We start from the raw sequence: 14751 nt of genomic DNA, 5'->3' as shown, positions 1-14751 counted from the left end.
AACGCTATTCCTGACCTACGCTGTTATCAACATTTACTCGGAAATCTTTTCTTCGCCTGAGCACCCTGTACCTAGCTAGTAATAAACCTGTAGCCAAGCCCCAAACTGGATCCCAAGGAGTAAATGAAGTAAGGGAAACCAGAAAATTGAAGGCAAGCAGATTAACAAAAAATGCAAATATAACGTCGCTTTTATAGTACGACGTAAAAAACAAATAGAAAATCCAAAACGACACAAGAGCGGAAAGAATAGTTCCCAAGACGACACCATGGAGAAGCCAGAAATGGCCAAAAATTACATCGACTCCACTAGTAAGCCATTCAGCAGAGCGTCCTTCCAAAAAACCGTAGGCATCAAAAATAACACCGAACCCGGAGCCAAAAATAAATTTATACACCCCCGACAATTCATTAAATACCGCAATCATTATAGATACTCTACCGCTCGAGACGGCATCAACCGAGGAACCCGATTCCAGCGATCGAGAAATATTCGACTCAATCAATTTAGAAAAAAAAGCATCTGGGAATTGCTGATAGATCCCATATGCCAATAAGAGAACCACGAGCAAAAAAAACAATGCAAAAAATAGATTTTTAATTTTAAATTTCACTGTAAATAACCAGTGCATCATCGTCGCGAGCAACAAGCCCCGTTTTAGACTGAATATAGAAACCAAGAAAACAGTCAATATACCTGCACCATGATTTTTCCGAGACGAGATAAAGTAACTCAGAGAGAAACCAACCGAATACAAAGATGCCGATATATACAAGCCAACATCAACAAAAACAAAAAGTCCAAAAACGAATACAATATTGACAGACAATATTATGTAAGAAAACCAACGGAGGACAGCAATGATAAAATCATCATTCTGGAGGCCAATTAATGAATATCCGAAAACCAGTAAAAAAAACTGAATATAAACGCTGAGGTGTGCAACGAAAACGCCGAGATCATCATGCGCATTGAAAATAAAACCGGATATTCCAGCGGCTGTGTAGACTAAAGCAACAGCCAAGATACGTATACGAGCGACTGGTGCTTTCCGTTTATAAAAGGCCAAGGAGCAGAATAAAGCGATAGAAAGAAAAACAAGCCTGGATACGAGGACTAAACCTTCAATTAAAAATCTAGAAGAATACGGCGAGAGAACATTCTCAAGATAGAATGCAAACGCAAAGAACAGATATCCCAAAAACAGCATAAATAATACTGCAGAATCTGTTCGACTCGATACCTTACGAGAAGAATCAAGCCTCATTTTCGCAATCACTCAGGATTCCGGTTATCGAATGTGAAACTAACTTGTTAAATCGAGCATCCGAATGTGCATTATTGTTCCAGGATCCATCATTAATAAAAACACCCGGAGAAAAACCGGAAAGCAGGTACTCAACTAATCGACGGGGGTCGTTCTCTGGGGACTGGATTAGATCATCATCCAGATCCAGAAATTCTTCGATCGGCGCATAAAACGGTTCCGATGTGGACATTACCGGTTTACCCCGCAGCAACGCCTCAAAACCTACAGTACCAGTGCAAACCAAGACGGAGTCACAAATTTCAAGTAATCCGTTTGACGAAACCTCTGGATTAACCAAAATGACATTCTTATTTTCAAGCAATCTACCATAAAAATCAGGAGCTCTGAACCCGTAAACATTCGGATGCTCCTTCACAATGAATATATATCGATCCGAATATTCTTTAACAACGGAGATTATCTTATTTTCATAATCGATCCATGATTTATCGCTTGACCAATAATCAATAGTCGCTTCAGGAGACATCTGAAGCGGCAAAAATATCGACCGCCTACTATCTTCAGATATTACACTAAATACCGAATCTATATTGTCGAACTCGTTATAGAGCTTCGGAAAAAGACTTAGGTATTTTCGTGAGACAATATCAGTAGTCATATAATGAGCATTAAGAGGATCACGTTTCAACCTGGAATAAAAGAAAAACCAAGCCGGCTTAATAAGATTCCTGGCCCAAAGTCGAATGGCTTTCTTCTTGATTACCTTCCTATTGGCCGCTAACCACTGAGGTTTATATTCTTGTTTCGTGAGCATTGAGACTACTGCTTCAACTTCTTGGGGATCAACTTTTCTGTTAATGGCTTTTTCGCCACGCTCTGTGATGCGGAAGTAACCATCCACAAACGTTGGCACAAGCCCGATAAATTTTATCGCTCTTTTTTTTGCGAGCCTTGCAAGTAAATCAATAATGTAAGAATCAACTGTAACAGAAAGTATATATTTCGGTTGCACATTCTCTAAAACTCGCTCAATTGCTTGGATTGCAGAATGCACGAGCCTCTTTGCAAACTCAAAATCAAGAGCTCGCAAAAGCCTGCAACGTATGATGATGTCATCAATCTCTACATCCTTAAATGGTGCAGAACGTTCGAAATCGCAAGTTCGATCAATCCTATCGATATTTTCATAGTACTCTTTTATGTAACCGACATCATCGAAGCCTTTATGCTCACTAATTCGAAGTATATTGTAGTTTGGCCAAGTAAGTTGCGCCAAATCAAGAAGTTGATTAGAGTTCCAAGGCCGGACATAAACTAAAATATTTCCCATAAGATCCGCTATTTAAGCTTCCAGTACATGAATTTAAAACAATATTTAATGATTTAAATAATTAAAATATGGCATACAACTCACAATGAAAATTCTTACCTTTTAAACTTTCTATAGAAAATGCAGCTCACTGTAATGGAAAAAATAGCTGGCAGGAGAACCGACAATTCCAAATAAAATGCACTTCTTTGTAGATAAAAAAACAATGCGGACATCATAGAAACCAACAACAAGGAAACCAGAATATAATTTCTATTTACACTTCTTGCGGACAAATAGAAAACCATAACTTGATTTACTAGCTGAATAAAAACAAACACTCCAAATATAAGAACAATTAAAACTAACTCAAATAAAGAAATATCAAAAAAGCCTGACAATGCGTATCCTAAGAGCAATGCCATCGCCATCAAAAGAGCAACAAAAACCCATGCATAAACTATATAATTTTTTTCGACGCCAGATCCTATATAATATTTCACTCTACTATTAAAAAATAAAACCCTGAAAACCATTATAACAAAGCTGCACAGGGAGAATCCAATCACATAATATTTGGAAACCTCGTTGGAAGGTTCTGCAAAGGAAATTAAGGTTGGAGTTGAAATAAAGAAAACTAAGGATATTATTTCTACGCTAGCTTTCCTAAGTTGCCCAAGATAACTAAATATATTATTTTTTTTTCGAATATAACGAAACAATGCTTTAAAATCGTAATCCTTATACCCAGACCTGAGATGAACCAGTGAAACAAACACAAGCACTATCCAAAAATAACTGGCGGAAAAAAATAGAAAATCTTTTAAGAAGTAGAAAGTCAGTGATAAAGATGCAACCTGAAAAATTCTTGAACAAACAAGGTAGATTGCGGAACGCAACGTATCACCTGACAACAAATATCTTATCTCGCTAAACATCAAGTACGAATCAGTGATACAGAACAGAGATATCGCAGCCCAGATTTTCAAGGTTTCAGTTGCTATTGAAAATGGAAAAATAATTATTATTGCAAAAATAATTCTAGATATAACCACCGAGAAATAACGATGTGATATTCGCTGAAAAGATGCAGGAGATTTTATTAATCTTCGATATTGGACTAAGTCCGACAAGCTACACAGTTTAAAGAGCAGGGGAGACAAATAGACCATTGCAAAATAGGCTTTAGTTACTCCCGGCATATACACTATGGCTACCGAAATAGCTAGTGGCCGCGTACTTGCGCCAAAAAATCGTAAAATTAGCTCAAACAGTTTTTTCTTTCCCACCGGCAACGTTTCTTGCATTTAAAATTCATCTGTCATCGAAAGTAAGAGAAGACTGATTGACCAAGCGGCGAATTAATTGAAAATTGAAGTTTGAATTTTATTATTTTCGGCCTTTATTATGTTTTCCATCAGTTGGTTTCAATCTGTAATGTCTTCGAATCGGACCGGCGTATTCCTACATGCAGGTCTGCTCAGTCGTTTACCTATGATTTCATCAAGGTGTTTCGGTTGTAACCCGTATCCGGGCCGAACACTACGGATCGCATCGCCGGTTATCACTTCACCTTCCTGAAGGTCTTTTACGAAATAAAGTGATCTCCTGAACTGAACATTGCCTTGTTCACTAGACTTACGGCCATAATCAACGCAACCGAGGGCTTTCCAGGCAGTTTTACTGTCCCGGCATAACGCCGCCAAAGCATCGGGCTCCAGCGAGAAGCTGTCATCCGGTCCGCCTCCCTCGCGGTCGAGTGTGAAATGTTTTTCTATAATTGACGCACCTAAAACAACGCTGGCAATGGCAGTGGTATTGTCCAGAGTATGATCAGACAAGCCCGTTACCAGCCCAAAGCGCTCAATCATGTCGCTGATGGTCCGGAGGTTGTAATCCTCTGCCGGTGCAGGATAACCGCTCACGCATTGGAGGATAGCTAGTTCCCTACAGCCACCCTCCCTCGCAGCTGCAATAGCTTCCTCGATCTCTTCTTCATTGGCCATACCGGTGGAGATGATCATCGGCTTGCCTGTGCTCGCCACATAGCGGATCAGTGGCAGGTCCACGGCTTCAAAAGAGGCAATCTTGTAGGCCGGAGCGTCCAGGTCTTCCAGCAGATCGACTGCTGTTGGGTCGAAAGGGGAACTGAAGATGGTGATACCGACTTTTCTGGCATGCTCGAACAAGGGTCTGTGCCATTCCCAGGGCATGTGAGCTTCTTCGTACAATTCGTAGAGCGTACGCCCGTCCCAGAGCCCGCCCTTTATTTTAAAATCCTCAGTATTGGAATCCAGGGTAATGGTATCCGGGCGATAGGTCTGCAGCTTTACCGCATCAGCACCCGCTTTGGCGGCTTCATCTATGATCTTCAGTGCCGTTTCGAGCTTACCATTATGGTTGGCCGAAAGTTCGGCAATAATGTACGGCGGCTGGTCTCGTGAGATTTCGCGGCCGGCAATTACAATTTTTGGTTCTGTCATTACTCGATCCCTAATCTTTTGTTTGCCACTCATGCTCTAGGAGGCCAAAACACACAACATCATGAAACTCATGGCCATCAAAATGCTGGTCTCGCAGACAGCCCTCTTCGGTGAATCCAAGCGCCTTATGAAAAGCAATGGACCGCTCGTTAAAGCCAAGCGCTTGGCCACAAAGCTTGTGGAGGCCGAGTTCTTCAAATGCGTATGTTAAAGCCTGCATACCCAGAGACCGACCAGTACCTTTCGGAGCATCCGGAGCCAGGTAAAACCCCCAGTCTGCAACCTCCGGACACCTTGTTCGGGTTATATTCACAAACCCTCTGGCCTGTCCGTGGAGTTCATAAATCATAAGATCGACGGCTGGGTTACATGTGGCACTGGAAAACCACTTACTATGCTCTTCCAGCGCGATCTCATGAGTGGTGTACATAAAGCGGCGTACCCTGGGGTGATTGCGCCAATACAATACCTGCTCAAGATCGGCTTCCGTCATGGGACGAAGACTGTCCGCTGTCATGGCGTTCTCCTGCCAACAACCACCATGGATTCCACAACGATGGCGGTACCTTTTCCATCGGTTATCGCTGCGGCAGCACGACTCATGCGCTGAAGGCAGCCGGGCTCACCAATTTTGGCCAAGGCGGAAGGCAGAGCAGCCTGGACTGCTTCGGGACCAGTGACCGTTAACGCAGCGCCGGCCACTTCCAGGGCCCTGGCTCCGGGTACCTGGTTATCAGCCAAAATCACCAGCACCGCAGGGAGCCCCAAGCAACAACGCTCCCAGGATGTACCTCCCGCGGCTCCGATAGAGAGATCAGCCAGGCACATCCGCTCGGCCATATCACCAACGTTCACATTCACCGTTGCCATGGGGGACAACTGCGCAGCCTGTTGCCGAACTTCATCCAGATAAGGCGCTGAAGCGCCCATAATGATATCCAGTTGAGTCTCCCCAGGCAGCGCCGTTTCGGCTAAAGCTTCCAGAACCTGACCGGTCATATTGGTTCGATCGACACCACCAAGGGAGATCAGAATTCGTTTCAACTCCGGTTGCTCGCGCCGTTTTAAGCTGAATTCGCGACGTGGCGCGAACTCCGGTCGTAGCAGCGCGTATTCGGGACCAATCAATCTCAGGCAGTCTTCCGGCACGAGTCCATCGTAATCCGAGGCACCTCGCCCCAGATTCTGATCCAACAGAAGCGCGCATTCATGCTGTCTGTCGGCCAGATCATCAATCACCATAACCCGGCCTGCCTTCCTGGCAACTTGCTGTTCCCAGAGGGCATCCAGGGCATAGTGATCCACTACCAGCCAATCTGCTTCTATTGGCGCCAGCGCTTCGAGGGTCTCTTTTGCATCTTGTTGCCAGGGCACGCCAAGCCAATCGGCGTAAGTATTGTTCCAATTGTCTGACGATTCCACCTCAACGGCGTCAGGAGCGGGCAGCATTGTGAGCTCGTACCCTTTGCTGGCAATCAAGTCACCGAGGTGGCCTTGGTGTTTTCGGCAGATAAACTTGCATCGATGTTCCTGCCGGGTTAGCTCATCGGCCAGTGTCAGGCAACGCATGACGTGGCCCGTGCCTATATGGTCAGAAGCGTCGGCGCGGAACGCTACCAGCACGTCCAGCCCCCATCAACAACCAGATTGGAACCATTCACGAAACTGGACGCGTCCGAAATCAGGAATGACAAAGGGCCTTGAATTTCCTCTGCCTGGCCAATTCTTCCCAACGGAACTTTGCTAGCTAAAGTGGCTACAAAATCGGCGCTGGACGTCTGTACGGATCTTGAAGGAAATGGCCCGGGCGAAACTGCATTTACCCGTATCCCTTCAATTCCGAACTCACAGGCTGCATAACGTGTCCACTGCAACAACGCAGCCTTTGCAGCTCCGTAGAAAGGTGGGTTTGCGACACTCTTGCCTGCGTAAACCCTCTGATCCGGGCTCACCATTCCGTACATGGATCCGATATTCACCACTGAAGCCCCGCCACTGTCGTTGACGGCCGAGCGCAAATTAGGTAGCGCCTCACGTAGCAACCTGTTCGCAGAGACCAACGATACTTCGTAGCTGTTTTGAAAATCTGCATCCGAAGCTGTTTCTATGGAACCCGCACCACCGGAATAGGCATTGTTCACTAAGCCATGTAATGAACCCAGCTTGCTAAACCATTTACGAACAGCGTGCTCATCATTGATATCAAAAACGGCCGACTCAGCAGCAAACTGGGCTTCACGCAATTCTTCGACGAACTCTTCAACTCGAGGCCGATTGCGGCCATTTACCAGGACTCGGGCCCCTAACTCTGCAAGACCATAAACCATCGCACGGCCCAGGTACCCGGTTGCCCCAGTGACCAGCACGCTCTTGCTCTCAAGTGAAAATCTCTGCTGCAGATTACGCATCGGCTTTTATCCAGGTGGCGGGGTCAAGCGTTTTTCTGGGGACTCGAGGGCGACTTTTTTCAAGCTCAATTAATTGACCCTGAGTCAAGGGTTTCATGCCCATTATCTTGAGGTTGTCCAACAACTGTTCTTTCGTATCCAGGCCTAACACGATGCCATCAATCCAATTCTGCGAGAGCGCAAAACGCACACAAAGTTCAACGATATCCCCCCTGCAGTGGTAGTTCGCCTGTTCTCTAAGCCAGTCCAGTACTTGCTCTGCATTCGTGCACCTGGCCCTTTCCCACAACTCCCGCTGCTCTGTGGTTAACAATCCCTGCAACAGAGCGCTACGGGCATGAACAACGAGGCGGCGACGCATTCGCACGTCCGAAATTTTCGCAATGACTGATTCCCAGCGATAATCGAGTATGTTAAAGGGCAGCTGGACGACCGAAACCGCATCAAATTCCAAGGCAGTCAGGGCTTCCTCCGGCGACTGAACCGAAACCCCAAGCTCCCCAATAACATCCTTTTCTTTAAGCTGGCACACCGTAGCCCATGCAGCACCGCCCCAGGAGGTTAGGTGAGCGGCTCGGTGTAGCATCAAAACACCAAGCCGGGAAACGCCCAGCTTATGGCAGGATTGATACACACTGCGCTCTACAAATGCCCTCACTACGTCAGGGTTAGCCTCAGGAGGGCAATCATCCAATGGGGATAGCTTTGTGATTACCGTTGTTCTGGAGGACCAGCCTTCAGTCAGTGCTCTGCCCAAAACCTGTTCGCTGTCGCCATAGGCCCTTGCGGTATCCAAATACTGCACACCGTTTTTAATGGCCGTATGAACCAGATCATTCACTAACTTCTGCTGTGGGCGCCCGGTCCTGTTTGCAATTCCGTAGTTCAGACCAAACTGAGCAGTTCCCAAGACCATACGGCTTGCTGGTGTTTCCGTCACCACGTCCGTGGATTCAGTCTTCAAGGTTTTAAGTAAAACTCTCAATGACTGATTTTCCGGTTCATCCAAGCAAGCGAACAACCGGGCCACTTTTAAATAATCATCCAGCGTGTCGACAGTGCACCGGTATTGTGTCATGCCTAATGAATGGTACCGCTCGAAGTTGCTTCGGCCGTATTTGGCGATAACCCAAGGCGTGACATGTTCACGATCAAACAAAGAGTCCGTTTCCTGGTGGGCTTCTCTGAGATGACGCGCACGTATAATCTCGGCACTGACACCATAAGGCAACCCAGACGCGTCCCCGCCGCAACCGAGATAGGCCAGTTTTTTTTGCTCAAAGTCTTCGAGCATCTCATCAATAAATTCACCGTCCGGAAGAACATTGTCACCAGTTAGCCGAACAATTACATGTTGGTCGGAGAGACCCTCAAGAGCATCCACAAAACGTTTGAGGGTGTTTTCCAGCTCCCCTCTGAAATAGTTGATGCCCCACTTCGACAAGACATCGCACAAGACATCATCAGAGGGCTCACGCGAGGTTACAACCATTACTGGATGACCAGTATTTCCAGCGCGACGTGCAGCGAGGACGACCAAAGGCACCCCACCTACGGGTAGTAAAACCTTTGCCGGTAGGCGGGATGAATTGGTTCTTGCTTGCAACAAGAGCGTGGCTTTCATGTCAGCGCAAGCTCCAACGCCCTCAAAACCTGGTCCTGCTGCTCATCGGTCATCCCCTGAAACATGGGCAGGCTGATCGCTTCACGATAGTAAGCCATAGCCTCAGGAAAATCATGGGATCTAAAACCCATAGCCTCATAATAAGGCTGGGTATGAACGGGAATATAGTGCAGATTCACGCCAATACCCTGATCACGAAGAGATTCAAATACGTCTCTATGGGATTTATTTATTTTGTCCAGACGTAAACGAACAACATAGAGATGCAAGCCTGAATAGCTGTCCGGGTGTTGCCATGGCGTTGTTACCGGCAAGTTGGCTAGCAATTCATCATAGCGCCTGGCCAACTCGTGGCGGCGAGCCACAAAAACATTTAGGCGCTCCATCTGACTCACGCCCAGGGCCGCCTGCAACTCCGTCATCCGGTAATTAAAGCCCAGATCGATTTGCTGGTAATACCAGGGGCCGTCAGACTTGCGAGTCATCAGATTGGGATCCCGGGTGATTCCGTGGCTGCGAAGAAGGTCCATTCGGCTCGCAAGATCGTCGTCATTGGTGAGCGCCATGCCCCCTTCAGCGGTGGTCACAATCTTGACTGGATGAAAGCTGAAGACCGTGATATCGCTGAAGCGGCCACTGCCGATGAACTCGCCTTTATATTTGCCGCCGATGGCGTGGGAGGCATCCTCAATAATTCGAAAACCATAGCGTTGGCTTAGCTTATGTAGCTGCGACATATCGCAGGGCTGGCCACAAAGGTGAACCGCGACAACGATCTTTGGTAAACGGTCTTCCGCCTCAGCTTCTTCCAGTTTGGCAGCTAGTGCCACTGGACAGAGATTGTAGGTCTTTGGGTCGATATCAACAAAATCGACCTTGGCACCACAGTAAAGACCGCAGTTGGCGGAGGCCACAAACGTAACGGGCGATGTCCAAAGCCAGTCACCAGGCCCCAACCCTAGCGCCAGGCAAGCAATGTGTAATGCAGAGGTAGCACTGTTCACTGCCAGAGCATGCCTGGAACCCACATGGCCCGCTACCTTCGCCTCAAACTCTGGAACTTTTGGTCCCTGTGTCAGGAAGTCTGACCGCAGTACATCAAGCACCGCATCAATATCCGCTTGGCTGATGTCTTGCTTGCCGTAGGGAATCATACTCAGATTTTCCCGATTTCATTGTTGTGGCGGTCAATCCAGGCCTGAAGGTCCTCGTCTGTCATCCACTCAGTATTGTTGTCGCTCGCGTAAATAAACCCTTCTGACACCTTCTTGCCATCTTTGATCCGGCTTTCACAGCTTCCCCAATTATTGATGTTGGGCAAAATCTTGAAGTGTTCTGGATACTCATAAGTGAAATGGGAATCTTCTGCGCCAATCATCTGCTCGTGGAGCTTTTCACCGGGGCGAATACCGACGACTTCCTGTTTTGCCTCCGGTGCAACCACACGGGCCAAATCCGTCATTTTCATGGACGGAATCTTCTTCACGTATATCTCACCACCTACCATGTCCTCAAAGGCATGCCATACCAGTTCCACACCCTGCTCGAGGCTGATCATAAAACGGGTCATACGTGGGTCGGTTATTGGAAGAACACCTTTTTCTTTAATCGACATGAAAAATGGAATTACTGAGCCTCGGGACCCCATCACGTTGCCGTATCGGACCACAGAAAACTTGGTTTCATGCCCCCCGGAATAGGAATTGCCAGCCACGAACAGCTTGTCGGAGGCCAGCTTGGTGGCACCATACAAGTTTATAGGGCTACTGGCTTTATCTGTTGAAAGAGCAACCACACCTTTCACGCCCTTATCGATAGCAGCATCAATCAGATTCATGGCGCCGTGAATGTTCGTTTTCACGCATTCAAAAGGATTGTATTCAGCCGTGGGTACGATCTTTGTAGCTGCAGCATGTACCACATAGTCCACGCCATCGAGCGCCCGGTACAAGCGATCTCTGTCGCGCACGTCTCCGATAAAGAAACGAAGACGATCATCCCCTTGAAACAGTTTGGCCATTTCCCACTGCTTCATTTCGTCCCGGGAAAAAACAATTATTTTCTTGGGATTATATTTTTCCAGAGTCATGGGTATGAATTTATGACCGAAAGAGCCGGTGCCACCGGTTACGAGAATAGTAGAGTTTTTTAACATGGGATATTCGCCATATATTTTCTATAGTTTACTGAGTAGCCTTGCCTGTATTCAGAACAAGACGAATGAAAAGTATCAACGTCGCAAACATGAGACCAAGGGTAGTTGCTAAAGCAACTATCAATGCTCTCTTAGGTCCGACTTTCTCTTGAGGAACGAAAGCCGGATCTACGGTTCTAAAGATGTATTCATCTTGAGCGTTGGCAAGCATGACCGTGCGGGTTTCACTCTCTATAAGCTGATAGAACACTTGCTGCATGCCGGAGATGTTAGTTTCGCTCAGTTTGTCTTCCAGATACGTGATGCGGGCTTCTGCTTCTTGTACGTCTTGCTCACGCATGTATTCGTTGATGTCATGCACCATTTTCCCAGCCCAATATGCGGCGGCGGGGGGCGACTGGCTTTTGATGCTGAGAGTGACCATTCCGGTTTCTTTGTTACTGGACAGGCTCAGGTGACTTTCTCTGAACTTTTTCACCATGTCCCAATCGGTAGGAATTAGGCTTTCACCTTTCTCATTGGTGAGCCATTCGCGCGTCTCCGGGTTGAAGACTTGACGGTTGACCACCCACCTCTCGCTTTCCATGTCCCAGGCTTCGGTAGCCATAAGGGGGAAGGCGAGCTCGTGGCGATCAATGAAGTCTCTGAGGAAGGCGTAAGATTGCAGTACTTCTTTCGCCATAACCGTTTGGTTGTCGCCGCCATTGCCGAGGCTGATGCCCGCCAAGCTGGCCAAGCCTCCGAGTTGGCCGCTGATGCCGCGCCCCCCTCCTTCGTCTTGGGCAGGCGCAAGAAGCACACTGGCCTGGTAAATATTGGGCTTGCTGAGGGCATAGAACACGCCCGCTACAGCAAACAGGATCGTAGTAGCTATCACAACCCATTTGCCTCGCCATAAGGTGGCCAAAAGCTCGCGCAGGTCTATCTCGTCGTCTGGATATTGGGGCAGTTCCTTTGATGGCTGAGCTGAGAAGGCTTCGTATTTAGTCATCAGAGATTTCCTACTGCCGCTGCACCCAGAGCAATCTGGTAAACGATCTGGCTCACGTTGGTCCAAAGTTCAAGCTGGTTCAGGCGGTCAACATCGATTGGCATAATGATGGTATCACCTGGCTCCAACTGCTGGCTTCGGCTGCCGAACCAACGGCTTTTCTCCGGCAGCATTACGGAACCGTCTGCCTTTACAACATACACTCTGCTTTCGTCTGCCTGGCGCGTGGGCCCGCCGGAGCGTTCAAGGTAGTCATCCACGGTTAAGCCGGCCTGGTGCAGGTGGCTGGTGGGGAACTGAACTTCGCCAAATACGGTAACGGCCTGCGGAATCGCTGGAACGGTTAGCGCGTCACCATCCTGAAGGCGAATCGCCTGGTAGCCTTCGTTGTTTACCACAGCTGCCAGGTCGACGACCAAGCGGCCGATCGGTCTGCTACTCTGCACATCTTCCAGCAAACTCTGAACCTGCTGAGCTCGGTCAGCACTTTCTCCGCCCAGTCCATCACCCTCAAGTTGAACGCCAAGGAGGTCGCCCTGGAGCCGATCCTCTGCTTCCTGCAACCGCCGGGCTTCCAACTGTCGTAGTTTGGCCCGGGTAAATACGGCGCCTTTCGGAAAAGCGTTATCAGTCAGGCCGCCGGCCCTTTCAATAACTTGCCTGAGGGTTTCACCGTCCCGAAAGGTGTATTCGCCGGGGTAACGCACCTCACCTTTAAGTTCTATGGTGCTGGTCTTGGCGAAGTCCGGGATGGACTTAATCAGAATTCTGTCTCGGCTTTGGAGGGTAAGGTTGCCGTTACCAGCCATGGCATCGGCCAGGTTCACATTGAGGATATTCGTTTTGCCAATGCCGTCTTCATCGGTGGTGTAGCGCGCTACTTCGGCATTATAAAATGATGCCGAGTCCTTCAGGCCGCCCGCTACGAATATCGCATCTGCCAGCTGACGTGACTCAGGCAGGGGATATTCACCGGGGTACCGAACAGGCCCGGAGATACGAATGGTTTTTTGGGGCGATGATGGCGAGGCCTGGATTCTGAGGCGGTGGAGTACAGGCTCGAACAGGCTTTCACGGGTAAATTCACGCCCTTCTTCACCGCCCTTAACCTTACCAGCATCAGAGAAGATCAGTAGCTGGTCTTTCTCCTGCAGGGGTATGTCGAATCCGCTGCCAGGATTTTGTATCGCTTTTCTCAGCCGCAGATTCAGAACGGAAATGGTGTCCGTCACTTTATCAGTGCGAACGATAACCGCGTAACGTTTGTCGGCGACTGAGGCTAGGTCTGCGCTCAGGTTTTTGATCACCGAACTTACCCGCATACCCGGTATCCACGCAAAACGGCCGGGGCGAGTCGCAGCGCCTCTGATCTCGACGTACTGGCCAGTGATGTCCGAGATAGACGGAATGTTCACCGTATCGCCCGCCTGGACCCGCGCATTTTTCCCTTTGGCTGCAGTGTAATCCGCTTCGACAATGATGCGCAGGAAGTCTTCATTGGTCCGTTCAATGTTGATGCGCTGCGGATAGGCTTGGGAAGTAAGGCCGCCCGCCATACGAACCAGGTCCGACAGGGTGTTTTCTTTTTTCAATTCGTACAGTGCGGGTCGATATACTTCGCCCTCGATTCCGGCGCGCTTGCCGACCGGCGGAATGAAGATGACGTCGCCGGGTTGCATGCGGCTGTCGCTTGAGCTATCGCCCTTGAGTAGCAGGTCATAGAGATCCAGGGTGCCAACCAGTTTACCGTTGCGTTTAAGCTGTACGTTTCGCAGAGAGCCGGTTTGGTTGATCCCACCGGATACATAAAGGGCATTGGTGATGGTTGACAGAGAGCTTACTGAGTACGAACCGGGATTGCGGGCCTCCCCAAGCACAAACACCCGCATGCTGCGCAGCTCGCCTAGGGATACGCTGGCCTGAACGCCAATGTATTGCTCGGATACCTGCTTGCGGATCTGTTGCCTGGCTTCATCAAAGCTCAGCCCTGCAACGTTCATGGGGCCGGACTGGGGAAAGCTGACGGTCCCATCCCGGCTGATGGGCAATTCCAGGTTCTGGTTTTCCTTGCCCCAGAGTTGGATACGCAATACATCGCCCGGGCCTAGGGTGTACTCGGAAGGAATCGGGATTTCGGTTACCGGCGCGAAGGTCGTCGGGCTACCCTTGAAAAGGTTGTAGCCGAAAGGCTTGAGACCTCCGTTCTTGGCCGCGGCTTGCTGACCTTCCTCCTTCTCATCGCGCGTCTTCTCCCGTTCGTCTTCCGTAATATTCGAAACGGGTTCTACGACCTGAACATCCCGGGGACGCTGAGTTTGTTGCCCAGAAGACTGCAGACTTTCCAGATCCACCCCATACTGATTGGCCAATGCTTCCTGCTGGGACCTAGGCAGGTTTTGGAACTGTGCGATCTGTGACGGACTGATAGACTGGGCTGTGGCTGCCAAGGGGAGCAGCAGAGCTAGGGGGAGTATAAAGTTTTTCAGCTTCACAACAAATAAGTCCGGCGTC

The 14751-nt window shown here is 48.6% G+C and carries 12 protein-coding genes; all 12 read right to left on the bottom strand.

The genetic code is table 11. The annotated features are described in order from the left end of the window. Positions 1-4 precede the first annotated feature (4 nt). Positions 5-1279: a hypothetical protein gene (locus BKP64_RS02475; protein WP_157755394.1), complete on the bottom strand. Its 1275-nt coding sequence runs from the start codon at positions 1277-1279 to the stop codon at positions 5-7. Beyond that, positions 1257-2600, bottom strand: coding sequence for a capsular polysaccharide export protein, LipB/KpsS family (locus tag BKP64_RS02470; protein ID WP_070965565.1), 1344 nt, complete (start codon positions 2598-2600; stop codon positions 1257-1259). Before BKP64_RS02470 ends, BKP64_RS02475 begins: the two co-directional genes overlap by 23 nt. A 95-nt stretch (positions 2601-2695) precedes the next feature. Next, positions 2696-3886 (bottom strand): hypothetical protein, encoded by a 1191-nt coding sequence (locus tag BKP64_RS02465; protein ID WP_070965562.1) that lies wholly within the window; start codon positions 3884-3886, stop codon positions 2696-2698. Between the two features lie 120 nt (positions 3887-4006). Further along, positions 4007-5062: a pseudaminic acid synthase gene (gene pseI, locus BKP64_RS02460; RefSeq protein ID WP_070965560.1), complete on the bottom strand. Its 1056-nt coding sequence runs from the start codon at positions 5060-5062 to the stop codon at positions 4007-4009. 10 nt (positions 5063-5072) lie between these two features. After that, a complete protein-coding gene (pseH, locus tag BKP64_RS02455; protein WP_227515483.1) occupies positions 5073-5579 on the bottom strand; it encodes a UDP-4-amino-4,6-dideoxy-N-acetyl-beta-L-altrosamine N-acetyltransferase in 507 nt (168 codons plus the stop codon). Beyond that, positions 5576-6685: a UDP-2,4-diacetamido-2,4,6-trideoxy-beta-L-altropyranose hydrolase gene (pseG, locus tag BKP64_RS02450; RefSeq protein WP_070965557.1), complete on the bottom strand. Its 1110-nt coding sequence runs from the start codon at positions 6683-6685 to the stop codon at positions 5576-5578. The genes pseH and pseG overlap by 4 nt, the downstream gene beginning before the upstream one ends. Next, positions 6676-7470 (bottom strand): SDR family NAD(P)-dependent oxidoreductase, encoded by a 795-nt coding sequence (locus BKP64_RS02445; protein ID WP_070965554.1) that lies wholly within the window; start codon positions 7468-7470, stop codon positions 6676-6678. The genes pseG and BKP64_RS02445 overlap by 10 nt, the downstream gene beginning before the upstream one ends. Next, on the bottom strand, positions 7463-9094 hold the full coding sequence (locus BKP64_RS02440; protein ID WP_083329129.1) for an aldo/keto reductase: 1632 nt from the start codon (positions 9092-9094) through the stop codon (positions 7463-7465). Before BKP64_RS02440 ends, BKP64_RS02445 begins: the two co-directional genes overlap by 8 nt. Then, a complete protein-coding gene (gene pseC, locus BKP64_RS02435) occupies positions 9091-10248 on the bottom strand; it encodes a UDP-4-amino-4,6-dideoxy-N-acetyl-beta-L-altrosamine transaminase (RefSeq protein ID WP_070965549.1) in 1158 nt (385 codons plus the stop codon). The genes BKP64_RS02440 and pseC overlap by 4 nt, the downstream gene beginning before the upstream one ends. Before the next feature lie 2 nt (positions 10249-10250). After that, positions 10251-11249 (bottom strand): UDP-N-acetylglucosamine 4,6-dehydratase (inverting), encoded by a 999-nt coding sequence (pseB, locus tag BKP64_RS02430; protein ID WP_070965546.1) that lies wholly within the window; start codon positions 11247-11249, stop codon positions 10251-10253. A gap of 28 nt (positions 11250-11277) precedes the next feature. Then, positions 11278-12240, bottom strand: coding sequence for a Wzz/FepE/Etk N-terminal domain-containing protein (locus BKP64_RS02425; RefSeq protein WP_070965542.1), 963 nt, complete (start codon positions 12238-12240; stop codon positions 11278-11280). Beyond that, a complete protein-coding gene (locus BKP64_RS02420) occupies positions 12240-14732 on the bottom strand; it encodes an SLBB domain-containing protein (RefSeq protein WP_070965539.1) in 2493 nt (830 codons plus the stop codon). Before BKP64_RS02420 ends, BKP64_RS02425 begins: the two co-directional genes overlap by 1 nt. Between the last annotated feature and the right edge of the window lie 19 nt (positions 14733-14751).

The sequence above is a fragment of the Marinobacter salinus genome (assembly GCF_001854125.1).
In the GTDB taxonomy this organism is placed as follows: Bacteria; Pseudomonadota; Gammaproteobacteria; order Pseudomonadales; family Oleiphilaceae; genus Marinobacter; species Marinobacter salinus.
The sequence above is the reverse complement of the archived record's forward strand: the minus strand, read 5'-3'. Positions and strand labels throughout refer to the sequence as shown.